Source organism: Colwellia sp. MB3u-8 (assembly GCF_014076985.1).
Classification (GTDB): Bacteria; Pseudomonadota; Gammaproteobacteria; order Enterobacterales; family Alteromonadaceae; genus Cognaticolwellia.
This window is the reverse complement of record NZ_JACGVA010000059.1, coordinates 293,008-317,360: the sequence shown is the minus strand read 5'-3', so window position 1 is coordinate 317,360 and position 24,353 is coordinate 293,008. Positions and strand designations below refer to the sequence as shown.

19 protein-coding genes and 1 pseudogene are annotated in these 24,353 nt (G+C 36.8%); 5 read left to right on the top strand and 15 right to left on the bottom strand.

What is annotated here, in order from left to right; genetic code table 11:
- Positions 1 to 186: 186 nt before the first annotated feature.
- The 5 genes from H4J54_RS08095 (at position 187) to H4J54_RS08075 (ending at position 6,953) form a co-directional block, all read left to right on the top strand.
- Positions 187 to 759, top strand: a complete 573-nt coding sequence (locus tag H4J54_RS08095; protein WP_182190373.1) for a hypothetical protein — start codon at positions 187 to 189, stop codon at positions 757 to 759.
- A 563-nt stretch (positions 760 to 1,322) separates the two neighbouring features.
- Entirely contained in the window at positions 1,323 to 1,586 is a 264-nt protein-coding gene (locus tag H4J54_RS08090; protein ID WP_182190372.1) for a DUF4282 domain-containing protein, read from the top strand.
- Between the two features lie 17 nt (positions 1,587 to 1,603).
- Positions 1,604 to 1,951, top strand: coding sequence for a hypothetical protein (locus H4J54_RS08085; protein WP_182190371.1), 348 nt, complete (start codon positions 1,604 to 1,606; stop codon positions 1,949 to 1,951).
- 881 nt (positions 1,952 to 2,832) lie between these two features.
- Entirely contained in the window at positions 2,833 to 5,643 is a 2,811-nt protein-coding gene (gene prsT, locus H4J54_RS08080; protein WP_182190370.1) for an XrtA/PEP-CTERM system TPR-repeat protein PrsT, read from the top strand.
- A gap of 179 nt (positions 5,644 to 5,822) precedes the next feature.
- The gene (locus tag H4J54_RS08075) at positions 5,823 to 6,953 is read left to right on the top strand and encodes an ice-binding family protein (RefSeq protein ID WP_259366934.1); all 1,131 of its coding nucleotides are present in this window, start codon (positions 5,823 to 5,825) and stop codon (positions 6,951 to 6,953) included.
- A 111-nt stretch (positions 6,954 to 7,064) separates the two neighbouring features.
- Here H4J54_RS08075 and H4J54_RS19425 read toward each other — a convergent pair.
- The 15 genes and pseudogenes from H4J54_RS19425 to H4J54_RS08000 form a co-directional block, all read right to left on the bottom strand.
- Positions 7,065 to 7,303 (bottom strand): annotated as a pseudogene (locus H4J54_RS19425) (transposase); the annotation flags it as partial.
- A 211-nt stretch (positions 7,304 to 7,514) separates the two neighbouring features.
- Positions 7,515 to 8,855: a ferric reductase-like transmembrane domain-containing protein gene (locus H4J54_RS08065; RefSeq protein ID WP_182190368.1), complete on the bottom strand. Its 1,341-nt coding sequence runs from the start codon at positions 8,853 to 8,855 to the stop codon at positions 7,515 to 7,517.
- Positions 8,856 to 9,413: 558 nt separating this feature from the next.
- Entirely contained in the window at positions 9,414 to 10,487 is a 1,074-nt protein-coding gene (locus H4J54_RS08060) for a lipase family protein (RefSeq protein WP_182190367.1), read from the bottom strand.
- Between the two features lie 626 nt (positions 10,488 to 11,113).
- A complete protein-coding gene (locus H4J54_RS08055) occupies positions 11,114 to 11,842 on the bottom strand; it encodes a hypothetical protein (protein ID WP_182190366.1) in 729 nt (242 codons plus the stop codon).
- A gap of 732 nt (positions 11,843 to 12,574) precedes the next feature.
- Positions 12,575 to 12,925, bottom strand: coding sequence for a DUF3147 family protein (locus H4J54_RS08050; RefSeq protein WP_182190365.1), 351 nt, complete (start codon positions 12,923 to 12,925; stop codon positions 12,575 to 12,577).
- Between the two features lie 152 nt (positions 12,926 to 13,077).
- Positions 13,078 to 13,410 (bottom strand): DUF6488 family protein, encoded by a 333-nt coding sequence (locus H4J54_RS08045; RefSeq protein ID WP_182190364.1) that lies wholly within the window; start codon positions 13,408 to 13,410, stop codon positions 13,078 to 13,080.
- A 62-nt stretch (positions 13,411 to 13,472) separates the two neighbouring features.
- On the bottom strand, positions 13,473 to 13,964 hold the full coding sequence (locus tag H4J54_RS08040) for a hypothetical protein (RefSeq protein WP_404851894.1): 492 nt from the start codon (positions 13,962 to 13,964) through the stop codon (positions 13,473 to 13,475).
- 118 nt (positions 13,965 to 14,082) lie between these two features.
- Positions 14,083 to 14,781 carry a HupE/UreJ family protein gene (locus H4J54_RS08035; RefSeq protein WP_182190362.1) on the bottom strand — a complete coding sequence of 233 codons (699 nt, stop codon included), beginning with the start codon at positions 14,779 to 14,781 and terminating at the stop codon, positions 14,083 to 14,085.
- On the bottom strand, positions 14,774 to 17,917 hold the full coding sequence (locus tag H4J54_RS08030) for an efflux RND transporter permease subunit (protein WP_182190361.1): 3,144 nt from the start codon (positions 17,915 to 17,917) through the stop codon (positions 14,774 to 14,776). Before H4J54_RS08030 ends, H4J54_RS08035 begins: the two co-directional genes overlap by 8 nt.
- 88 nt (positions 17,918 to 18,005) lie before the next feature.
- On the bottom strand, positions 18,006 to 19,241 hold the full coding sequence (locus tag H4J54_RS08025) for an efflux RND transporter periplasmic adaptor subunit (protein ID WP_182190360.1): 1,236 nt from the start codon (positions 19,239 to 19,241) through the stop codon (positions 18,006 to 18,008).
- A gap of 2 nt (positions 19,242 to 19,243) precedes the next feature.
- Positions 19,244 to 20,659: a TolC family protein gene (locus H4J54_RS08020; protein WP_182190359.1), complete on the bottom strand. Its 1,416-nt coding sequence runs from the start codon at positions 20,657 to 20,659 to the stop codon at positions 19,244 to 19,246.
- A gap of 35 nt (positions 20,660 to 20,694) precedes the next feature.
- The gene (locus H4J54_RS08015; RefSeq protein WP_182190358.1) at positions 20,695 to 21,663 is read right to left on the bottom strand and encodes a M56 family metallopeptidase; all 969 of its coding nucleotides are present in this window, start codon (positions 21,661 to 21,663) and stop codon (positions 20,695 to 20,697) included.
- Positions 21,660 to 22,049, bottom strand: a complete 390-nt coding sequence (locus H4J54_RS08010; RefSeq protein WP_182190357.1) for a BlaI/MecI/CopY family transcriptional regulator — start codon at positions 22,047 to 22,049, stop codon at positions 21,660 to 21,662. Before H4J54_RS08010 ends, H4J54_RS08015 begins: the two co-directional genes overlap by 4 nt.
- A 610-nt stretch (positions 22,050 to 22,659) precedes the next feature.
- Positions 22,660 to 23,913: a Y-family DNA polymerase gene (locus H4J54_RS08005; RefSeq protein ID WP_182190356.1), complete on the bottom strand. Its 1,254-nt coding sequence runs from the start codon at positions 23,911 to 23,913 to the stop codon at positions 22,660 to 22,662.
- Positions 23,901 to 24,314 (bottom strand): LexA family transcriptional regulator, encoded by a 414-nt coding sequence (locus H4J54_RS08000; protein ID WP_182190355.1) that lies wholly within the window; start codon positions 24,312 to 24,314, stop codon positions 23,901 to 23,903. The genes H4J54_RS08005 and H4J54_RS08000 overlap by 13 nt, the downstream gene beginning before the upstream one ends.
- Between the last annotated feature and the right edge of the window lie 39 nt (positions 24,315 to 24,353).

Genomic DNA, 24,353 nt, shown 5'->3' with positions numbered 1-24,353 from the left:
TTAGGTGGATTCACACTTCATCACACAGTATCACCTTGTTTCACTACCTGTTCCCCCTCTAATTCAAGGATATTCGCCTCGTACAAATTCAGCTTGAGTAATACCTATCGCTTCTGAGCATAGCGTTAGCCAATTAACTTTAGATAATAAAATCGAAGTTAACTTTCATCAATGGAAATAATAAAAATGAAAACAATCGGACTAGTTACAATAGCGATATCAGCAGTCACTTTAGGTGGTTGCTCATCAATAAATAATGCTTCTGTACAGAAACATAAAAGCATTGAGCTTTACAGAGTATTTGATATTAAAACAACAGTTGATCGCTACATTATGACAGAGGCAGCAAGTGATGGTTTGGGTGCTAATGTATCTTTTGCAAATGAACAAAACCCTATTGTAATGGGCGATACACCCGAAAAGCCAGGTAGGTTTAAACCTGTAAATGCAGCCACTGCAATGGGAGGGAATGCTGGTGGTATGATGGGACTTATGGTTTCATCCATAGGTAATAGGCTCAAAACAGCGTCTTGTGATGGTGCAGTTTGGACTGCTACGGCTCAAAAAAATGTTGATTATGCATTCAACATGTCATTCAATCTTTGCCTATGGAAATACCAAGAGGGTTACGCATTAGATGTGTATGCAAATTATACTAAACTAGAGGGTGGTGGCTTTTTGGGAGTCGATGGGTTAGCGAGAAAAGCAGCTTACGCAATTTCTGGGACTCCAGAGGAGTGGGCAGAAAAAACAGTTTAAGATGTTGTTCGCAAGATTAAAGAAGAAGCTGGTGGGGAAGTAAAATTTATTGAAGGCTATCCAAGAATAAACTCTACACCTTGGCAGGACTCAGGAGAAATATTCAATAAAGAAGGCTACTTAGCTCCAGTGCCTGTACTAGAAGATCAAACGTAGTTTCTCTATCATTGAATAAATATAAATATTAATTTACATAGCTTTCAAGTGGATACACCAACCGATAAAGGTTTGTTCAATGAAAATATTATTGTAAAAATAGCCCCACTAATTACGATGAACTTTAATACATTTATTAAGTATCAATGTGTAGCATTATTTATTAAGGATGTTAGCAATTTAGATTAATGTTGAGGCAAGAAACTTATAATATATCAACTATGTAAATAACTCAAAATACATACAATATAATTTATAAGTGTTTTAAATTCATAGTGTTAATGGGTTTACCATTAAAGATTAAGTAACTGAAGTTATTGAAAAAAATCGATCAATAGCTTTAGTTTTTTGCTCCAAACTTAACTGTAATTAAAGCTGGAGCATTTAATAATAAAAAAGGAATTAAAATGAAAGATGTATTTTTCTTTGAATCAATGTTGACCCCTAAAATAATTACGTTCGTCTATTGGTTATTATTGTTAGTCGCTGCCGTTTCTGGGATCAGCACAATGCTGAGTGGCTATGGAGGTTTTACTTTTGCAACATTCATCTCAGGTTTGTTTATTGCAGGAGGCGGGGCTATAGCCGCAAGAATTTGGTGTGAGCTAATGATTGTGCTTTTCAAAATTAACTCAAACCTTCAAAAAATATCTGATAAACCTGAAGCATAGATATCGAAGGAAGGAAAATGCTAAAAAAATTATTATATAAGGTATTACTTTTTACTGGATTTACAGCTTCTATTGGCGTTGGCGTATATGCTGCAAACTTCATTTCTAACATAGAAGCAGAGGCCGCTAAAAATATAGAGGTTCAAGTTAAAAGTGATTTAGAAAACCGTAAATTATGTACAGTGTCAGATGCATCCAAAGCTTATTTAAATTGTAGCGATGGTGATATTGTTTTATTTACACCTGAGCGCTGGGGAAATGAACAATTTCCAATAAAGATTGCCGCTTATATTTGTAACTTTGATAAACCTATTGTGCATAACAAAAGTGCTGTGGCGTGTGTATTCACTTCAGCTAGAGGCTAACAAAGGCTAACAAAGGCTAGTAAGGTGCATAAACGGAAAAATTAAGGTTGAGCCTGTAACGGATTTTGTGTAATTGCCCGTTTTAAATAAAGTCCTTTAAACGGTCTTCGAATTCAATCATAAATTGATTCAAGGCCGTTTTCTAATTTCTTACTCAAGAAAATCACTTAAAATTATTCAATTAATGAATATGCCTTAGTCAGTTTTTGGTTATGTCTCTTAGATAACTTAACGCCTTACTTTTAGTTAATAGGATAAGGAAAACAATTATCCCCCCCCTCCAATAGCCAGATCTGGCAAATAATTATCATTAGAATAGCCACTAGGCCATGAAATAGCAGAAACTTAGTATCAAGTTTGAAGTGCAATAGCTGTTTCTGGGCCAACTACGCTTGCTATTTTTTCATTAGGAATAATTGGTTTAGCAACACGTCGATTTAAGAAAAAATCTTAATCGTTTAAAAGTATCAATGGGGTAAGAATTAATGATTTTTTAAACACGGAGTATTGCCATATTATTCACTAATCCACCTAAATTAAGATAGGATAAGTTAACGTTAAACCTAGTTTATTATTAGTCGTTATCAATGAATCTGATCCCATTGATACAAGCATTATGATTACCACTGTAATTTTCGTTTAAACTGGAAAAAGTCAATACGGGGTTATTATAGGCTGATTTGCGTCTTACTTCGAAATAGGTAAAATATAAGCTGTGGTAGAGATGCAATCACTTGAATGCTGACTCCATCATAATTACCAGTTTCGACATAGCCATAAAATTCAGAGGGTTATTTTGTAATCCATTTCATTTTTATTTTATAATATTATTATGTTATATATAACATAATAATAAGATTACAGATTAAGTCATAACAGATATGAAAAATATTCGTCAATTAATTATTTCTGCCATTCAAGTTTCTCTGCTAATAATAGCAAGTGTTGCAAATGCTGAAACAACTCATTATGAAGCAGCGCTGCAAGCTTATAACCAACATGATATTAAAACTGCTTTTATTCATTTAAAAAATGCTTTGCAACAGAGCGAACGAAATTTGCCAGCGAAATTGTTACTAGCAAAAGTTTTGATAGATAAACACTCTTACGCTGCTGCAGAGCAAGAAATAAATGATCTAATCGATCAGGGGGTAGATACTAATTTAATTATTTATCCGCTTGGGGAAAGTATTTTATATCAGGGTAGATATAAGCAAGCCTTAAGTTTTGCTGACAAAATGACACTTAAACAGGAAGGCGTATCAGCATATAGTATCATCAAAGCTAGAGCCTATATCAGCTTAGATAATTTGGAATACGCTGCAATTGAGTATCAAAGTGTTGTGGATAATGATGCCAAAAATGTGGAGGCATTATTAGGACTAGCAACGGTCTATATTTATCAATCAAACAATGTACAAGCCCAAGAATTGCTTATTAAGGTCAATGCAATTGAGCCAAGTAATGCCATATTATGGCAATTAAAGGGGCACCTAGCTCTTAGCGTCAGTCAGTTCAATGACGCGATTGATTACCTGACTAAAGCGAATGAACTTGATCCAAAAAACATTGAAACCTTACGAATTTTGATTGGCAGTTATGTCGATATTAAAGACTTTGATATGGCAAATAAAATTGCTGATAAAGTACTTGAAATTTCACCAAACGATCCTCAAACCCAGTTTATGAAAGCCATTATTTTAAAAGAAATTAAGCAACCAAAAATGTCAGCAGAAATTCTGGCTGAACTTAGTAATCAATTATCGCAGATTGATGAGTCATACCTGCTGTCTCAGCCCCAATTATTATTACTTGATGCCATGTGCAGCTATGCTCAAGAAGATTGGACACAAGCCGAAAGTAAATTCAAAAGATATCTAAATCAAGCACCTGCTCAAACTGAAGTTAATGAAGTTATGCTATTAGCCAATGTTTATCAGCAACAAGAACAACCAGAGCATGCCTTGTCATTACTAGAAAAAAATGAGAAGGAACTGATATTAGATAAAGAGTATGCACTGATATTAGCGGGTTTATATCTTAAATTTGACCAAAATTATAAAGCCGACTTTGTGTTATCGAAATTACGAATTGATTACCCTAAAGACGAAGCGGTGCTAATTCTATCTGCCAATGTACTCGAAGGCGCTGGCCGTGTCGAACAAGCGCTTGCCTTATTAGAAGATGTAAAAGTTAAGGGCGGTGAAAATTATCAATACGCGTTGTCACTATTGTCATTAAGGACAGGTGCTCTTCAGAAAAGTTTAGATTATATAAGGCCCTTGACTGATAGTTACCCAGATAACAGCAGTTATCATTTGATCACTGCTCAAATACTGATGGAATTAAAACAATTCGATCAAGCCAAGAAAATTATAGAAAACTTGTATGTTAAGCAACCCAAAAGTGTTGAGGTCAGTACTAGTTATGCCTTGCTACAACTTAACTTGGGACAGCTAAACAAAGCAAAAGAAGTGCTGACTGACGTTATGAGTCAGAACGAAAATTATAATCAAGGTGCATTATTACTTGCCAAAGTTGAATATAAGCTTGGTAATAAAGCAACCGCTATTGCAGGATTTGAGCGGCAAACCAAAGTATCATCGGTCAGATCCGTAGCTCTTACTGAGCTAACTAATATCTATATAGCGGAAAAAAAATGGCAAGACGCGCTTTTAGTGATTGACCGAATGCTGAGTGATAATAGACTAAATGTTCAAGCACTATTTAGGAAGGCAGAAGTATTATTTTTTCTAAAACAACTAGATGAATCAAAACAAAAATTAGATATATTGGTTGGATTGATAGGTAAGAATGTACCTATGTTAATGAAATTAAACCAATTACAATTGCAGGTGGGAGACCTGGCAGGCGCCGAATTTAGTCAGGAACAAGCACTAAAGTTAGCTCCTAATTCATTGTCCATTGTGTATGAATTGATCAAAATTAAAATTCAACTAAATAAAATTGATGACGCAATCAAATTACTAGCGGATGCTCAACAAAGAACACCGAAAGATGATGTTAATCTAATCATTTTACAAGGAGATATTCTTTACGCTAGCAATAAACCTACTGAAGCTTTTAGTGCTTATTTTAAGGCGGTTAAGCAAGATCACAATAATGTGTTCGCATTGAGGAAGCTATATCAAACCAGTAAAACAAAGTCATTATCAGTAAAGTTTATTGTTGAATTAAGCACTTTGGTAACTGAATATCCTGATTTATTATTACATCGTCATCTGTTAGCGGATCATTTGTTAGAATATAAGCACTTTCAAAAGGCAAAAGATCAATACCTAATACTCTTAAAAAACAATATACCGGCAATGACAAAAGCGTTAGTGCTAAATAATTTAGCGACTATTTATATTCGCGATGGAGACTTTCCTATTGCCATAGAAACCGCTAAGCAAGCGTTAACGTTAGACCCCGGAATGCCCGCTATTATGGACACTATTGGTTGGGCATTGGTACTATCTGAAGATCTTGACATAGGCTTGTCATACTTAAGACAAGCCTATATTTTATCGTCTACTAGCCCAGATATTCAGTACCATATTGCTTATGCCTTAGCAAAGTATCAACGCGTAGATGAGGCGAAGAAAATATTAATTAAATTGAGCGCTTTACCTGCAAATATCGAAGAACATCAGCTGGCAAAAAACCTGCTTAAAAAACTATCAAAATAATAGCGTCATTAAGCACTATATTTTTTATTTTGTTTTATTGTTTTATTGTTTTATTTTTGTACATTATGATTTGCATTCTGTTACAATTAATGCGAAGGATTAAATTTTACCTTTAAGATTAACTAAGTGTTAAGTTTTTTTATATTCTGAAGTATCAGATATACTAAATGGTGTCTAACTTGAAAATTATAAATATATTATTACTCATCTCAATGCCTACTGTTTTCTTTACGGCACAAGCGAGTTTTCAACCTTTGTTAGGTTCAGACCTAAATAACCAGTCACTTTATGCTAGTGGTTACATAACCATGGGCGCACGTACCACAGTCGGTGGTAATGTTCAGAGTGCCACCGCTATAACGCTCGCCGCAGATGTGATCGTCGGCGGCAATGTTGAAGCTGGCACCACAGTAACCCTAGGCGCCGCTGCAGGTGTCGATGGTTATATAGAATCTGGTTCTACTGCAACCCTAGGCGCGGACGCAACCGTACAGGAATCTATTCAAGCTGGCACTACCGTAACAATCGGAGCGACTGCGGAGATTGGCGGTGATATTTCGGGCGGAACCACAGTAACTGTGGGGGCGGGTTCAATTGCCCGAGGCAATATTGATGCCGGAACTACCACAACTATTGGAGCAGACGTTCAGATAGGCGGTGAACTTACCGCTCATTCTTCACAAGTAAGTCCTCCTCCTGAAGTAAAAAATCAGGAAGAGCTAATTACATCGGTGCAAGAAACTATCAAGGCAATGGGAACGGGGACAGAACTAGTCTCGACTACTTTTGGGACCAACGATGAGACGCTAGAAGCGGGCATCTATAGCACTATAAATTATCTGTCAATTGCTATTGGCAAAACCCTCACCCTTGATGGTAAAGGTGTAGACGGCACTTGGGTTTTCAACATCTCAAACTACTTGAGCTTTGCTGCTGACTCGAAGGTGATATTGAAAAATGTAACAGATAACAGCAGTATTCTCTGGAATGTCATAGGCGACAAATCAGGTTCAACTGGCTACGCACAATTAGGCGCAGGCGCAGAAGCTAGAGGCTATATTTTTACCAAGGGCTTCGTCCAGACAGGTGCTGATTCTCTGATAGCAGGCATAGGTAATGATTGTGGTGGTGCTTATTCAGCGACAAATTTTATAGAATTTGGCGCAGATAGCGTCATAGGAATGAAAGGTTGTACTAATGGCGCAGCTGCTGCTTCTGCCCTTACTACAGTACCTGAGCCAACATCAATTTGGTTATTAGCTTTAGGTTTATTCGGTTTAATTGTTATAGCTAGACGAAAGCAAGCATAGACTTTAAATTTAATAAATAGCGCCCCTTCTGGAGTCGCTATTTTTCGTTATTGATTTTATGTGGTTTACACCGGTTGAACAGCCTGAACAGATTTTGTGTAACTGCCAGTTTTAAATAAAGTCCTTTAAACGGTCTTCCAATTCGATCATAGATTGATTTAAGGCCGCTTTCCAGTTTCTTATCGGCATCGTCCATTTCTTGAATGCTGCCTCTATCGCAAAATAAACCACCTTCTCGCTGAATCATCCGTCGGAAATAGCCTACCTTTCTTGATCGCTTTTAGAATAACACTATAAAGCGCTTCTATTGCATTCGTGGTGTATATGGCTTTTCGAATGTCTTGATGGTACTAATGTTTTCAGGTACTTGGATAGCGTGTTCAAATTAAGCCTAGTTTACTATTAGTCATTATCAATGACTCTGACCCCATTGATGTTCTGTCCCGTTGATAGTGCTCAAAATCCACGCCTTATTTGTAACGTCTTGAATTTATTTTAACTAATTTGATTACACATTTAGTAACGTTTAGTAACGTTTAGTAACGTTTAGTGAAGTTGTCACTATCTCATATCAAATAACTCTTGATGAAAGTCATCGTTTGTAAGCCCTTTCTTTAAGAAGCCTGCGCGCAATGTTTTGCCAAACTCTTTGGGTCCACAAAACCAAATAGTTGAACCTTGCCAATCAGAAACTTGGTCGCATATTTGGTTTGTGTTTAATAGTCCGTCTTTATTAGCGACTAAAACATGAAGTTTTACACCTGCCAGCTCTGAAGAATTTTTTAGCGCGTTAATGAAAGATTCATCAGGTTCATTGGTGCAATAAAAAAAATCTATACCTTCACTAGTTTGTTTATCAGTTTTCTTTGCTGCTAAAGCCTCAATACGCGCGATAAATGGTGTAATACCTATCCCTCCTGCAACCCAAATCTGCCTAGGTTTACCGGTACTAAAATCAAACTGTCCATAAGGCCCTTCAATTTCAACCTTGTCTCCTGCTTTTAAAATACTCGGTAGCGTTTTTGTATAGTCACCTAGTCCTTTGATAAGAAATTCAATCCTAGCATCGTTATTCCATGCTGATGATATAGTAAAAGGATGAGGCCCTTCTTTTTTATCAAAGGTAACAAAAGCAAATTGTCCGGCCTGATGTCCACTCCAACTATTTTCTAAATCAATACTTAGACCCAATACTCGATTGTCACTGTGATAGTTTATATTTTTTATATTACCCACAGAGCGTCGAGAAACGCCAATTTTTCGTGACAAGGATAGAAATGCAGCAACAGTTCCACCGATCATTGATAATACTGTCAACCAAGCTATGGCCTCATCCCAATAATCAACTTTCATAAGTATGATCGAGTGAAAAACTAAAAATAGATAAATAACAGCGATAAATCGATGAGTTTTGAAAAAGTATCGATACGGAAACCATTTAACCAAGGCTAAAACAATAAATAATATCAGGGCATAAAAGGCCCATTCACCGATAGATTCAGCAAGACCATGCTGTTCTTTAAAGAAAAGTAATAGGGTGTTGGTTTCTTCATTTGATCTATTGCGAGCAGGCTTATTCATTAACCCCCAGCCAACTAACCATTTGGGTACCATTACCCATAGATAATGTAAAACTGAAAAAATAAGCGCTGTTACGCCCAGCCATTTATGTAAACGATAGGTTTTATCAAGCCCACCAAGCATAGGTTCAATAATAACAGGGCGAATTGCCAATATCATACCAATACTCATAACAGCAATGGCCATAATACCGGTGTAACTGAGCATAGATTTTCTCAGCGGAAAAAACTTATATGATGAAAAGAGTATTGGGTCTGCAAGTAACCAAAGTAATGTCAGAAACAGCAGAATGATAAAGTAGATTAATTTGATATTTTTCATGTGGATAATACCTTTTCTACAAAATGTAAAACAGAGGCTGTATTCGTTTCGTTATGCCATAAGAAATTTAAATTTCTTTATCAAACTTAGTATAAAGGCATCAAGGTGAAAGTTATGAGATCCGAACTCATTCGCCTTATTAGCTTAGAATCTTCAATTAAATTTTATATGCTGTAATTCTGTGATTCTTTGATCGCAAACTTGTTTTAGCAAACAAAAAATCAAATAAATGAAACATATCTACTGATGAAGGATTTTTCTTAATATATAGCAGATGAACGCCTAGCCCTTTGCCGTTGTATTTACTCACTAAATCGTTGACGATTAGCACCTCGCTAAACAATATGTTGAGATAAATTAAATCTGGGTAAACCAGCCACCTATAATATCGCTGTGAAAGAACAAAAAAATTTAAGTATAGAAGGCTAATTTATATAATCAACGACTCTGACCCCTTTGATTTACCCCTTTGATTTTTTGATGTTCTTTTTATTAAGGGTGGCCATGTTATTTATTTTACTGTCTACGCGTTTATGATTTTAAACTAATTAGGTGTTTTTATTTGTTGCGCTTAAGAGCAATTATCATCAACTTTTTACTATAATTACTGATTGAATGGTCAGAAAGCAATTTTCCAAATGGTAGTGATTTAACAATTAGAGCTTTTATACGATAAGTAAAACTCACGGAATATAGAACTCTAACGGCATTAAAGTCCCCTGATTCACAGTTAGTTAAATAACGCATATTACCAGCATGCATGTATCTACCAAATTTTTCAGATAGCCACTTTGAAGTTGGTTCACCAATACTAGGAATAAACCTAAGACAAAAACTAACGGCTGAAATGGGTACATCACCCGGAGGTAGCATTGTGACAGAATCGGCAGCGTTTACTATTCGATGAATTGGCGTCTTAATATTATTAACCCAGTCATCATTGCCTACACGAGGTGAGCCAAAAGTGTAACATGCAGCAATCCCACCTTTGTGCGTTAGGAATTTTGTCGCGACTGTTGCTAACGCTCCACCTAAACTATGGCCAGTAATAAATAATGGTTTATTTGCGTATTCTTTTTTATTGATTTCTTCTTCGACATCACGGCGAATATAGTTGAATGAATCTCTAAACCCTGTATGAATTTTACCTTCAGAGACTGAACATTTGGTTATGCTGGCTTTCGCATCAGCTTTAATATCACTTAGGCTGTCCGCCTCAGTCCCCCTAAAACTCAAAATAATATACTTCCCAGCATCAACAAGAATGGCTTGTGTCCCCTTTTCATCAAAAGTTTTCAAAAGTTTGAATTTAAATTCGTCTAGGTTACTTTCTAGTTTTGCTTTTTCGGCTTTAGGGTCATAATTTATTTTATTAATTAATGTTGAAACTACTTTCGATTTTTCTTCACCGACGAGAGAGTTAACTTTTTTAATGAAGTGCTTTTTTATAAAGTCAGTTGAGCCACTTTCGGGGAATAACAAATTGAACTTTATATAAGCTAACTCAGACATTACTGACATTATCCAAGCAGTACGGTCACTGTAGGCTTGCCGATATGTTGGTAACTCTTTTGATAATAAGTGAGTTGCATTTGTAGCGTCATCTTCAGATATAAAGTATTTATCATACATGTAACTAATTCCTTGTTATTTTTTAAATTAAAATCATTTAAGAGTAAATATTAGTCAAGATTACTTTCGCTAAGTACATTTTTAGTTTCAACTTGTACTCAATCCGGTTTTTTATCTGACTAGATACATTAATCATCATCTGTTGTTGATTTTAACTAATACATTCAGTTGACAGTATAGATAAGTTTGATGAATTTGTTAGAGTTTAGAGCAACCTTTTGGCTTCAAAGCTGCTAAAAGCAACCCCCTTTCAGATAAATTTGAAAACAACAAAAAACCCCGCGAGTGCGAACTGTTAGATCAGCAGAGTGCGAAACTAATCTTCAACCCCTTTGGCTTCAAAAACAGCCAAAAATAAAGCCCCTCCTTACAGGGCTTTGACATTAAAAATGAAGAAGTAGAACGGATGTTCACTTATACCATCAAGAATACTATGGCCGCAGAACATCAAGATGGTGGTTAAAGTAATTATCTAAGACTCACTAATGCCAATTTGCCGACGTTAGGCAATGATATGAATAGTGTATTTGGATTAGATTTTTTATTGATAGTTTTACCAGCAAGAGGTCACAATAAGGAGCACCTCCGGCTAGCTTTGTTTAGTATTAGTTTAAAGTGAATATAGTCTAAAAATTACTTATTAATTTGTAGGTTATATCTGTATTAGTTGCACTTACGATCTTTATACTTACATTTTTAAAATTTACTACTGGTGATTTTGATATGTCATATTCTAGTTCTTGAAAGAAAATTGGTTTGATAAGACTTTCAGAAAGCTCTCTATATACAAACTTCACATCATTTCCTGACCGACCATTGTAAATAAATTCCTGTACAAAATTATCTTTTCCTTCAATAACTACCTTTGAAAACTTAATCTTTTCAAAATCTTGTTCTAGGTATATTTTATTGGTCGCTATTGCTAAAAATACTTTACCATCTTGTTCTTTGCATATATCACCTGTAATAAGAGGGTTCCCAGGACAATTCCAATTCGTATTTCCATTAGCAAGAGTCCGCCGAAAAAGAACAGGGCCAAAACAGTCTGCCGATGTACTTTTGGTTTCATACACCCCTCGCTTATATGCTGTATCTGGCACCACACTTAGAGCACAAGTCATCATTGATGACTCTCCATCTTTTTTATTGAATTGAGTCTCTTCTAATACTTTAGCTGCGCCTCCAAATGTTTGAATCCCTTTAGCTAAAATGACATCTCCAAGTTTTTTGGATACTTCTTTTCCAATTTGAGGGTAATTAATTAATTTTTGCTCGGATTGATCTATTACTCTAATAGGGCTAGTACACCCAACAACTAATAAAATAAAAAAAGATAATATGAGATTTTTATACATTTTTAATTTCCTACGTCCTGTAAGTTAAAACTGTTAGGCTATGATGGACGAAATCTTCAGTATATTATTGATACATTCAATAATATCCAAGCCATAACAATAATTTTTTACATTAATGTCCCATATTATCAAGGCATAAGAAACTATAAAAATAATTTTCTGTGCAATAGTTGTATTTAACTAGCGCCTTTAAATCAGTAATTACTGATTTTCTGTTGGTTAATAATATCTCATACTCTTGGGGATGTATTATTGGTGAGTTTTAGTAACGTGACAGAAAATATATGGCAAAATTTTAAAAGTTAACGTCAACAATACGCACAGAGTGAACCTTACATCTCAACAAATAAATATCGATTAATTCATCTGTTCAAAAGGTCGCGTTCTGCCACATAAAAAACCTAATTCACGCGTAAATTTACCTCCATAAATAGTCCGCTTTGCCACTACAGCGCGTTCAGAATGAGTTTATAACGCCAACTAATTGCGTGTAAAAATCGTTAACTATTGGTTGTTCTTTAGGTCAACTGCTCGCTAATAGAAGACATTTTTGACGGTGTTATAAAGGCTATTTGATGGCATTATCTTTTACCTGACGGACTGTTTTTTTTCTATAATCAATCCTGTATCGACAGCCCCTATTTAATGAGTAAAACAATAATGGCTAAAATGTTGAAGACAAAGTACGGACAACTTATTTTCCCATTATTTAATTTATTACAGGTATTTATATTACAACAAATTTATACCAAATCGTCGCATTACTAACGCAAAAACACCAAAACATGTCATGGTAATAACAACACAAGACACTAGTGTTAGCCAAAAACCTAAACGAGGTAACAAAAGCGGGAAAGCCAAAAACATAGGGAGTGTTGGCACTACATACCAAAACGTATACCAAGCATGATTAGCTATTTTTTCAGGAGATTGATTATCTAAATAAAGCCAAACCAAGGTTAATACCGTCACTAAAGGAAGCGCGGCCACTAATCCACCAAGTCTATCGCTTCGCTTTGCTAATTCAGAAACTAAAATAACAACCACTGCTGTAATAAAATATTTAGTAATAATCCAAGGCACACTCTATCTCCAAAAAATAACAACATATATTGTAGATGCCTAAGTTCTCCCATCTACTTGATTATCCAAAACGATTAAAATAGTCTTTAGCTATTTTCAATAAACATAGTTTAAAAATCAAGGGGGCTGTGTATAACAACCCTTTAGATAATTTAAAACTTCGCTTCAGAATTTACTTTTAATACTTCGCCTGACATTGTCATCAGGAAATAAATTGTTTTATTTTCTGATTTATTGTTAGCACTAACAATATAACGGTTAGCCTCTGCCGCATGTAGTTTGAAATCTTCTGAGGTCAAACTCTTCCAGCTCTGGTCTAATTTTCCAACCTTGAAACCAAAATCTTTAAAAGTCAGTTTTTGGGTAGCTTTAGCTGCAATTTGTGTTGCTACTTTAGGGCTTATTTTTCCGTGGTCAGTATGCGCGAATGCTGAGCTTGTGCTAAATATCAATGCAATGAATAAGGCTGCTATTAAAGTTTTCATTTTGGTATTCCCGTTGTTTTAATTACATTCAAAGTGTGTTTTTTTTCTATTATTTGAGATGATTATTTAAGGCCATGCTTGGTGTATTCACCTTTTACAATAAGCTGGACAGTAACAGGATCATCAGAAGTGTTTTTCCAATACCAACCATGAGAACCAGAAAATGGTGCCGTAAAACTCCCTTTCATTTCACCCAGAGTTGCTATTGCATAACTTTCAAAATACCCCGTAGTGTCACCTTCTGGTTCGCCATGTAAGTCAAAATACAATGCTGAACTATCTGTTATCCATTCGTATTCAAGCTTTTGGTATTGCGCCATGATAAATTTGTATTCAACACCGCGACCAGCAGGCACAATTACTTCAATGGTTTCTGTAGCAACTTTTGATTTTTCGGCTACTTCTTGTGAAGAGAGTGGAGTAGATATTTCGGCCTTTACGTTGTGAAAAACGGTTAGCCCAAGTTCATGCCCAATCCCTGTGGGATCGATATTATACTCAGCAGGCAATATAATGGTTAAAAGTGTAATTGCTGCAAATACTAAGCTGAACATAGTGTATTTGAGCAATGCGGTATTCGTTAATGTGATAGCTTCTGGCGTAGTTTTTTGCATCGTTTTATCTCTTAAATTAGGGTAAAGTTTACTAAGTAAAATTGATTAAGTTAGCTAATTAGTTAATGAAATAACCTGTTAGTTGAAAGCCTACCAACATAAACCCTGCACTCATCAGCAAACAATTCGTGTTTGTCGCAAAGCGATTGAAGCTGCTGTGTTTACGCCAAAAATTAATCACTAAAAGAATAAAGGCCAAGGCGGTAAACTGTCCTAATTCAACCCCAACATTAAAGGCAATTAAATTAGTAATTAAGCCGTCATCAGGAAGTTGAAACTCTTGTAACTTGGTTGCTAAACCAAAACCGTGAAAAAGGCCAAAAATCAGTACCGCAAGCTTTGCATTGGGTGATTTACCAAAGAGTCGATTAAAGCCACCTAAATTATCAAAGCCCTTATAAACCACTGATAACCCAATAATGGCATCGATTAAATAAGCATTAACTTGTATGTCACTGATCACGCCAAACAATAAGGTTAAGCTGTGTCCTAGCGTAAACATACTGACATACAATAAAACATCTCGACTTCTATATAAAAAGAACAGCACACCTACTAAGAACAATAAATGATCGTACCCCGTCACCATATGCTTAGCACCGATATACAAAAATGGGATGATTTGAACGCCAGTGTTTTGTAGTAAAAATGCTCGTGTGCTTTCATCGACACTATGAGCAAAGGCTTCAATCGGTAACCATATGGCAAGTAAAGCGATAAAACTCAACAAGCCATATCGCTGTATAATATTAAACATTAAAGGTTTCCTTTGAATGAGCTGTTTTAGTGGAGGTTTCTTCGCGATGTAGTAAACGATATAAAGCTGGAAGAACGAATAGCGTCAATATAGTTGAGGAGATCACCCCTCCGATCACCACAGTTGCTAGTGGGCGTTGAACCTCAGAGCCTATGCCTGTATTAAGCGCCATAGGCACAAAACCTAATGAGGCAACAAGCGCTGTTGTTAGCACAGGTCGAAGTCTTGTCAATGCACCTTCGATAATAGCTGTATCTAAAGCAGCTCCTTCGCGTCTGAGTTCTCGTATAAACGAAACCATAACCAGGCCATTTAAAATAGCGATGCCTGATAAAGCAATAAAGCCAACAGCGGCTGATATTGAAAAAGGAATATCTCTCAACAGTAAAGCAAAAATCCCCCCTGTTAAGGCTAATGGAACACCAGTGAAAATAATCATGGAATCTTTAAATGAGCCTAAAGCCAAGAAAAGAAGACCAATAATCATCACCAACGTAATAGGAACCACGATAGATAGGCGTTCTGATGCTGATTGTAATTTTTGGTAGGTGCCGCCATATTCAATCCAGTAACCCGCAGGTATTTCAACAGACTCATTAATTGAAGCTTGAATATCCTTAACAAATGACCCTAAATCTCTCCCTCGAACGTTAGCGGTAACAAACACTCTACGTTTTCCATTTTCTCTATTGACTTGGTTTGCACCTTCAACCAATACCAATTCAGCTACCTCCTGTAATGGAACATAACTGTTATCGAACATCTGTATTGGTAAGTAAGCCAATGCATCAACATCGGTTCTTAGCGCTTCGGGAAGACGTACTACTATGTCTGCACGTTGGTCACCTTGATAGAACTTACCCGCAACCGTACCGCCTAACGCTGTGGAAAGTTGATCTTGTAGTTGCTTCACGCTTATTCCATATTTTGCTAGCTGGGCAAGTTTGGGATTAATCGTCATTATAGGTAAACCAGTCGTTCTCTCTACTTGAATATCAGCAATCCCCTCAACATTAATAATAGCTGTGTTTATGCTCTTTCCTAACGCTGCTAAAGTCTCAAAGTCATCGCCAAACACTTTGATAGCCAGCTCTGCACGAACCCCTGATAACAACTCATTAAAGCGCATTTGTATTGGTTGTAAGAATTCATATCGATTACCCGGTATAGGCTCTACTACGGCTGCTAATTCCTCAACAAATTGTGCTTTAGGTTTATTAGGATTTGGCCATTCACTGCGTGGTTTTAAAATAATAAAATTATCGGCAACACTCGGTGGTACTGCATCTGTTGCAACATCGGCTGTGCCTATTTTTGCAAAGACACGTTCAACTTCTGGCATTTGATTGATTTTTTCTTCTAAGACTTTTTGTAACGCGACAGCTTGCGATAATGACGTGCCTGGAATACGCAAGGCATGCATGGCGATATCACCTTCATCCAGGTTTGGCACAAATTCGCTACCAAGTTTATTGGCAGAAAATCCTGCTAAGCCGACAAGTCCAACAGCGAAAACCACAACAAACCAGCGAACTTTAAGCGCAAACGTTAAAGAGGGACGATAAAGCGCTAATGACGATTTTATAATAATATTTTCTTTTTCTTTAACAGGACCTTTGAACAAAATAGCAATAGCTGCCGGAACAAAAGTTACTGATAAAAACATTGCACAACACAAGGCTATAACAACGGTTATTGCCATAGGGTGAAACATTTTACCTTCGACACCCGTTAGGGCAAAAATAGGTAAATATACGGCAGTTATAATAAATACGCCAAATAATGCCGGGCGGATGACTTCTTTAGTTGCTTCATAGACTAGTGCTAATCGCTCATTAACTGGCATGGTACGACCATTAGCAGAAGCTGAGCTGAGCTTTCTTAGACAATTCTCAACGATGATAATCGCACCATCAACAAGTAGTCCAAAATCTAACGCCCCTAAACTCATTAGATTGGCACTTACGCCTACTTGTACCATGCCCGTTACGGTCATTAACATCGCAAATGGGATAACCGCAGCAGTAAGCAATGCAGCTCTCATATTGCCTAACAATAAAAACAACACGACAATAACTAATAACGCCCCTTCAAAGAGGTTCATTTTTACTGTATCGAGTGTCTTTTCAACTAAGGTAGTACGGTCATACACTGCGGTAACGGTAATACCTGAGGGTAAACTCGCTTTAACTTCGTCTAACTTTATACCAACCGCTTTAGCAACATTTCGACTGTTTTCACCAATAAGCATGAAAACGGTACTCATCACAACTTCTCTACCATTTTGGGTTGCTGCACCTGTTCTTAACTCTTTTCCTTCTTGTACTTTAGCGACATCAGAAATTCGAATTACACTGCCTTCAGTCGTCCGAACAGGAATATTAGCGATAGCATTTAAACTTTCTACCTGTCCGGGAATACGTAATAACCATTGAGCACCATTTTTTTCTATAAACCCAGCGCCCTTATTATCATTATTATTTTCGATCGCTTGAATAATATCTTGCTGATTAAGGCCAAATTCCAGTAGCTTTTTAGGCTCAAAGGCAACAAGTATTTCACGTTTAAAACCACCAATAGGGTTAACTTCAACCACACCATCGACTTGCATTAACTGAGGGCGAATAATCCAATCATGAACCGTTCTTAAATCTGTAGCTGTTATTAACTTCCCTTCATCATTACGTGCATTAGGCTCAGCATCCACGGTAAACATGAATATTTCACCTAGCCCGGTTGCTATAGGTCCAAGTTCAGGCTCTACTCCAAAAGGTAAATCTGATTTTGCTGAGACTAAGCGCTCATTCACTAATTGTCTGGCAAAGTAAATATCAGTATCATCACTAAAAATGGCGGTTACTTGCGATAAGCCATAACGTGAAACAGAGCGTGTACTCACTAAATTGGGTATGCCTGCCAATGCGGTTTCTAATGGGTAAGTAACCCGTTGTTCCACTTCAAGCGGTGTATATCCTGGGGCTTCTGTGTTGATCATTACCTGAATGTTGGTGATATCAGGGACGGCATCGATCGGCAGCTTGGTAAAATTCCAAAGACCAAGTCCTGCGAAGGCGAGTACCGCCAACATAATAATTGAATTTCTACGAATAGAAAATCTGAGTAAATATTCGAGCATTATTTTTTCCTTTAAGGAGTAAGCCTTTAAAAGTAAGTCTTTTAGCCGTAAACTTTTTTACTAACCATTGTAATTAAAAGTGAACCCCTTAGTGATCATGTGATGCGCCAGATTTTTCAACATCGGCTTTGAGGATATAACTATTCTCAGTGACATATTCAGTGCCTACGGATATACCGCCTAACACTTCAATTTCATCACCCACTATGCGGCCTAATTCAAGCATTCTTACTTCATATTCATTGCCAACCTTGGCATAAACCACGGTAAAATCACGAAAGCTCTGCAATGCGTTACGCTTTACCGCCATCTCTACGTCAAATGAGCCAATTTCAATTCTTGCACTTACAAAAGAGCCTTCAGATAATAAGGAATCACTATTGTTTACTAAGACACGAAATAGCTTCGCCTGATCATTCCTAACTTTTAATACTCGGCTATCAACTTTACTTGTGTACTTTTTTTTAACACCATTAATGTTAAGCGTTGTTTTTGCGCCAATATTAACTTTGGCTAAATCCAAAGGAAAAACAGCTAGCTCAGCAACTAAGGTTTCATCATTAGTCACCGTAAGTAATATTCGGCCTTTAGATTGCTCACCAGAAGTAACGTTAACCGCACTCACAATGCCTTTTTGAGCTGATGTCACCTGATAAGATTGCAAACTTTCATTACTTTCCAGAGTGAGTAGCAATTGACCTTTCTTAATTACATCACCTAGCTTGACGTGAACTTTTTTAACCAGTCCATCGAATCGAGCATAAACATTACTGGTAGCATCGGCTGGTAACGTTAACTTTCCAAACACTTCAATGCTTTCATGGAATGTTGATGGCCCGACAACTTCAGTACTAATTTCCATTGCCTCTGCAATTTTGTCATCAATACTTGTTCGTCCTTCAAAATTGTCATATTGCCAACTGTAAGTTTTTCCCTGATATTTAGCCGTTAGAGAGACAATAAATGAGTGAGGTTCGTAGATAACCATATCACCACGAAGATACTGGCCTTCTTGAAAAAAATTAATGTCATCGACACCATCACCTAATCGGGTCAATTTTACATTTAGCTCTACTTTCGCAGGGTCGATAGCTTTTCCATTCTCAGTTGCCCACACACGAAACTCAGGTGGCACTCCCGTTTCAAAAATGGATAGTTCAATGGCAAAATTATCTTTTTTCAACAGTCGTCCACGATTCGGCCCTTTCTCTGGCTCGGCTTCTTCTACCTTTTGCTCTGAAACGGCAAGGCTAGAGAAACTTGTACTTAAGCTAACAAAGCACAGTGTGCTTATTAGAGTTAATATTTTAAATGTTGATTTCATGATTATTTCTCGTTATTTTTTTCAATAGAATGAGCGTTAAAAGGTGTATTAGCGTTTTTATTAATGGCAAATAGGGACGTACCCGTTAATCGCTCTATTTCAATATTGTTTAAATGTGCATTTTGATAAGCAGCAATCAAGTCTGACTGCGCATCTAATAATTCTTTTTGAGTATTCGTCCACTCGGTATAGCTATATCGGCCAATTTTGTAAGCTTTTTCAGCTTCAACAAAAGCTTGTTCAAGCACAGGTATAAGGTTTTTAGTCATAGTATGAATGACATGTTGGCTGTGTTTCATTTGTTCAATAAGCACATACAACTGTGTATTCAATTGATGAACCAGTGCTTGTGACGCTGTTTCTAATTCAGTTTTAGACGCGTGTAACGCATTTATTTTCCCTTGATTTTGATTGCTATCACCAAAAGGAATTGAAATTCCAGCGACTAAACCAAAATCATCGGTTGATTCGTAACGTCTTAATCCCGTTGTAAATTTCCATAGTGGTTTAGTTTCAATACGAGCAAGTTCAATCTCAGACTGGACAATTCGCTGTTTTGTAGCGAAAAGACTGACCGAAGGCAGTTGTTTTAGATGAGTAAATAGTGAATCAACATCGCTGCTATTGGTTAAAGGTAAGTGGGGTAAGGATAATAATGACCCAATGATGTTAGTTTCTTTATGTTGCTCGCTTTGCCCCTGTCCTTGCCACTGGGCCAATAACTGATATTTACTGGCATCTACTTCATGAGTTAAGTCTTCAACAACTAATTCTCGTTTAGCGACTTCAGCTTGTGATTTTAGTTTATCAACTAAAGAAGACTTTCCTGCATTTACACGTTTAGTCACTGCTTCAAATGAGTCAACCGCTTGCTTTAAGCTCATTTTTGACAGTTTTAATCGCTCTTCGTTGACCAACACTTGGATGAAATATTTTGCTGTTTGTGCGGCTAAATCTAGTGCTTTAATTTCTCGCGTAAATGCAACGGTTGATCCCTGAATCTTAGCATTTTCCACTCTATTTTTTACTAGAGCGTTATCTAAAATCCATGAGATCGATAGTGTGGATTGAGCACCTTTAAAGCCACTATGATCACCCGTACCCATTGCATCCTCAATGGTAAGTCCAACTTCTGGTCTAACCTGAATACCGGCTTGTTGCGCATACCCTTTATATATTTCAGCTTGATTAGCAAATACTTTCAGCTCTGGGTGCATACTCATGGTTTTAGATATTGCGGTAGATAAATCAATCGATTTCAGAGTGCTGCCTTCTGAGTATGCATAACCTGAGTATGTATAAGCTGAGAGTGTTGAAGTGATTATCAGTACCACAGTGCTAAATTTTAAATAACGCCTTGATAAAAACCGATTAACGGTCGGTTTTTTATTTGTGAACGATTGAGTAAATAGTTTCATTATTATTACCTTGGATTAAGCCTTAAATTATTATTTTAATGATCGAATAGCGTTTCAATAGCGTGATGGAGGCTATCTACTGATGTCATTGATATGACGGCTAATAGTATTATTGTGAGTAAAACCACTTTCATTGGAAAAGGTTTGAGTTGAGTATCATTAAGCAATGCTAATACTCTTTGTTCAATAGATTGACGACAAAAGTGAACAAGTAATGCACTTTTGAACTCTTCATGTATGGAATATTTAGCCGCTAACTTGGTAAACCTCACTAATGTACCAGCAACATTGTGCGCCTGTTGTTGAGTTTTTACGAAGAAAGAATCAGCCGCTTGCTCCATGGTAATTGCCATCATCGATTTCAATATTTTCTTAACATTAGGTGAAAAATAAGAAGACAATAATGAAAATACCCATTTTTTCAGCGGGTCAGCATAGTGTAAATGAGCAAGTTCATGTTGAATGATTATTTCAATGTCATCTGAATCTAGTTGCTCCATTAAGCCTGTAGATATAAAGCACGATGGTTTGAGTAATCCCCCTGTGAATGCTGTCGGGATCGATGATTCTATTATAAAGACGTTCTCACTCTTCTTTATCGCTAAAGTACGCAACACACTTATCTGAGAGTAATTTTTGTAAGCTATAACTAGGCTTCGAACAGCAACGGTGAGACTGAAGCCGATGAAGAGAATTAAACTAATACTATGCCAGCTTAAAAAATAATAAATATTAGGATGATGCCAGTGAGCTAATTCAGTTAGCCAAACAAACATTGCCCCTGATTGAAAAAGAGGGCTAAATAACAGCGTTACAGATAACGCAATAATCCAAGGTGAAAGCACACACAACCAGAGTAACGATTTACGGGTAGACACTGTATAACTTTGAATTTTATTTTTTACCGACCAAAAAGCAAGCGAAATAAAGCCATTTGCAACGATAAAAGCTAATACGGCAATCGTGAGTAAATTAAATACTAACGCCCAATGACCATAAATCATTTTTCGACCTTTGTTTTTAATTTTATCCGCTGTTGCTCAATCATAGCTTCCAGTTTATCTAACTGCTCCTCATCGAGATCAGATGAAATTGAAGAAAAAGCCGCGACAACGCTATTTTCATCTTTAACAACAAAATCATGAGTAACACTTTTAATTAATTGCCCTATTAATTCTTGGCGAGCAACTTTAGGAAAATATTGATATGCGTGGCCGTTCTTTACCCGACTTAACAGATCTTTTTTAAATAAACGTTCTAACGTGCTTTGAATAGTATTAAGAGAGCCCCCTCGATTTTTTTCGAAATAGCTATGTACCTGCTTGGCATCAGCAGGCTGGCTTTTCCATAAATATTCTAGAACTTGCTTTTCTAATTCACCGAGTAACATAATATTTATCACCATCTTTAAAGTGTGAGAATAGTGCCACACAAAAAACCGAGAGACAATCGGTTTTTAAGTATCTCCTAAATCTGAATGGAATATTTAAAGTTAATTGAAATTGCTGAAAGATAAAAATTTCAATTAACTTTTATCTTTAATAATAAATTTCATCAAAATATTAATGATTTTTATTACGCCTCTAATGCTCAGATGAGTTTTTAAATCGAATTAACAAAAGGTCGTATCCTAGAGGATCTTTTTGGTGCTGATTTAGGCTGTTAGAAAAGGTTTCGTTTGTTGCTTAATTAGCGTTAAGAGATTGAATACCACTGTCCGCTTGAGCTTAAAGCGGACGTTAATAATAACGGTGGTGTAACTTCCGCGATGCGCACATAGTTAACCATAAACTTAATTACTGCGTTCAACATTAATCATTTCATTATTCACATACTGAAGTAATGGTTCAAGGTCTTGAGGCGAAGATTGAGCCAGGAGTATTTATCTTCTTCAGTAATAAATACGGGCATTCGTTTTTGTATTGAAAGGCGTATTAAACAGCTCACTCACTATAGGTGAAATTGCTTTGTTTACGCTAAATCGACCACACATATTAACCTCAACAGTTTATCTTAGGTATTTCTGACCAGTTACTCGTAGAGCGAGGTGATAAGAAGTTTCGTCTCATTGCCCACTTTTCGTTTTTTTCAGCGACAGCGACTTCAACTGCGCCTCTACCATAGCGATGATTTATTTGGTCATAACATTTCATTAAAGGCGGGTTATTCACACTAAGACTAAACATATCTTGTTGCTGAAATTGACTATTCTCTAGTTCAACGCCACCTACTCCGCAGCGATAAAAGCTAACACCTTTACTATAAATACTATCAAATACGTAAGAAATAGCACCTACTAGCTTTAAGGTATTATCAGTCGCAATGGGGAATTCATAAATAACAGATTTTTTATAGTAACTGTCATCATGTGGCGAGCTTGATGCAAAAATAACTAATCGTTTAATCAAAGAGCCTTGTCTTCTAACTTTTGCCCCAATAAGACTGGCGTGACTTGATAGTGCAGCTTTAAGCGCACGAGGGTCAGTTACTCGCTGACCAAAGCTACGTGTAGAAAATATCTGCTGTTTGTCTTGCCCTATTTCATCCCAATTTAAGCACTGCATGCCATTCAGTTCATTTACAGTTCGCTCAACGACGACACCGAACTGACTTCGCATTGCTTTAGGTGATTGATTAGCTAAATCCCATCCATTTTTAAGCCCTAATATACTTAGTCGTTTGCCCAGCTTATTGCCAATACCCCACACTTCGGTCAGTGACATTCTAGAGAGGATTTCTTTACGAGAGGCTATATCATCTATCACAGCGACACCATCAAAACCTGATAACTTCTTCGATGCATGGTTCGCGGCTTTGGCTAATGTTAAGGTCGCGCCGAAGCCTACACCAACGGGTAAACGTGTTTCTCGCCACACCGCCTTGCGTATTACATGGCCGTATTCGTGCCAGTTATCAACACAGCTAAAGTTTTTGAAATGTAAGAACGATTCATCAATAGAATAGACATAATGGTTATCTGAGTAACGCGCAATAACATTCATCATTCTTTCACTTAGGTCTGCATACAGTTCATAGTTTGAAGAACGAACAACGACACCGTGCTTTGCTAGAAAAGACTTAACCTTAAAATAAGGGACAAATTTAGGTACACCTAGCTGCCTAGCGATAGGACAGACAGCACAGATACAGCCGTCGTTATTCGTTAAAACGACAACAGGTTTATGCCTAATGCTTGGGTCAAAAACCTTCTCTGCACGTGCATAGAAAGAAACAGCATCAACTAACCCAAACATGACAGCAGTACGGGGAGTTTTTTGTGCAACCTGAAGGATACATTTACTACTCCTTCTATTTGAAAGTCATCGCTTTCGCTTATTTTAATGGGCTTGTGTGCGTCAGAGGCAGATAACAACAATGCATTATCAGTATCAATTATTTTACACACAAAGCAGCCATTAAAATTTGCTACAATTACAGAGCCATTACTAATATGCTCCACCCTATCAACAACAAGCACATCGCCATTAAAAATTCCTCTGCCTTCCATTGACCGTCCATTAGCGAGACCAAAGAAAGTCGCATTAGGGTGCTGAAGAAGTAACTCCTCTAATGAGAGATTTAGTTCTCGATATTCTGCTGCGGGTGATTCAAAGCCGGATATGCCTGCTTCAATATAAACGGGTATTACTTTCATAAAAAAACCAATCATACTGTACATAAATACAGTATAGTT

Coding starts and splice junctions, on each gene's coding strand:
- H4J54_RS08060 (WP_182190367.1), bottom strand. CDS start 10,487: ATGTATGATAAATACTTTATATCTGAAGATGACGCTACAAATGCAACT.
- H4J54_RS08055 (WP_182190366.1), bottom strand. CDS start 11,842: ATGTATAAAAATCTCATATTATCTTTTTTTATTTTATTAGTTGTTGGG.
- H4J54_RS08010 (WP_182190357.1), bottom strand. CDS start 22,049: ATGTTACTCGGTGAATTAGAAAAGCAAGTTCTAGAATATTTATGGAAA.
- H4J54_RS08020 (WP_182190359.1), bottom strand. CDS start 20,659: ATGAAACTATTTACTCAATCGTTCACAAATAAAAAACCGACCGTTAAT.
- H4J54_RS08000 (WP_182190355.1), bottom strand. CDS start 24,314: ATGAAAGTAATACCCGTTTATATTGAAGCAGGCATATCCGGCTTTGAA.
- prsT (WP_182190370.1), top strand. CDS start 2,833: ATGAAAAATATTCGTCAATTAATTATTTCTGCCATTCAAGTTTCTCTG.
- H4J54_RS08065 (WP_182190368.1), bottom strand. CDS start 8,855: ATGAAAAATATCAAATTAATCTACTTTATCATTCTGCTGTTTCTGACA.
- H4J54_RS08005 (WP_182190356.1), bottom strand. CDS start 23,913: ATGTTTGGGTTAGTTGATGCTGTTTCTTTCTATGCACGTGCAGAGAAG.
- H4J54_RS08085 (WP_182190371.1), top strand. CDS start 1,604: ATGCTAAAAAAATTATTATATAAGGTATTACTTTTTACTGGATTTACA.
- H4J54_RS08025 (WP_182190360.1), bottom strand. CDS start 19,241: ATGAAATCAACATTTAAAATATTAACTCTAATAAGCACACTGTGCTTT.
- H4J54_RS08035 (WP_182190362.1), bottom strand. CDS start 14,781: ATGTTTAATATTATACAGCGATATGGCTTGTTGAGTTTTATCGCTTTA.
- H4J54_RS08095 (WP_182190373.1), top strand. CDS start 187: ATGAAAACAATCGGACTAGTTACAATAGCGATATCAGCAGTCACTTTA.
- H4J54_RS08045 (WP_182190364.1), bottom strand. CDS start 13,410: ATGAAAACTTTAATAGCAGCCTTATTCATTGCATTGATATTTAGCACA.
- H4J54_RS08030 (WP_182190361.1), bottom strand. CDS start 17,917: ATGCTCGAATATTTACTCAGATTTTCTATTCGTAGAAATTCAATTATT.
- H4J54_RS08015 (WP_182190358.1), bottom strand. CDS start 21,663: ATGATTTATGGTCATTGGGCGTTAGTATTTAATTTACTCACGATTGCC.
- H4J54_RS08090 (WP_182190372.1), top strand. CDS start 1,323: ATGAAAGATGTATTTTTCTTTGAATCAATGTTGACCCCTAAAATAATT.
- H4J54_RS08040 (WP_404851894.1), bottom strand. CDS start 13,964: ATGTTCAGCTTAGTATTTGCAGCAATTACACTTTTAACCATTATATTG.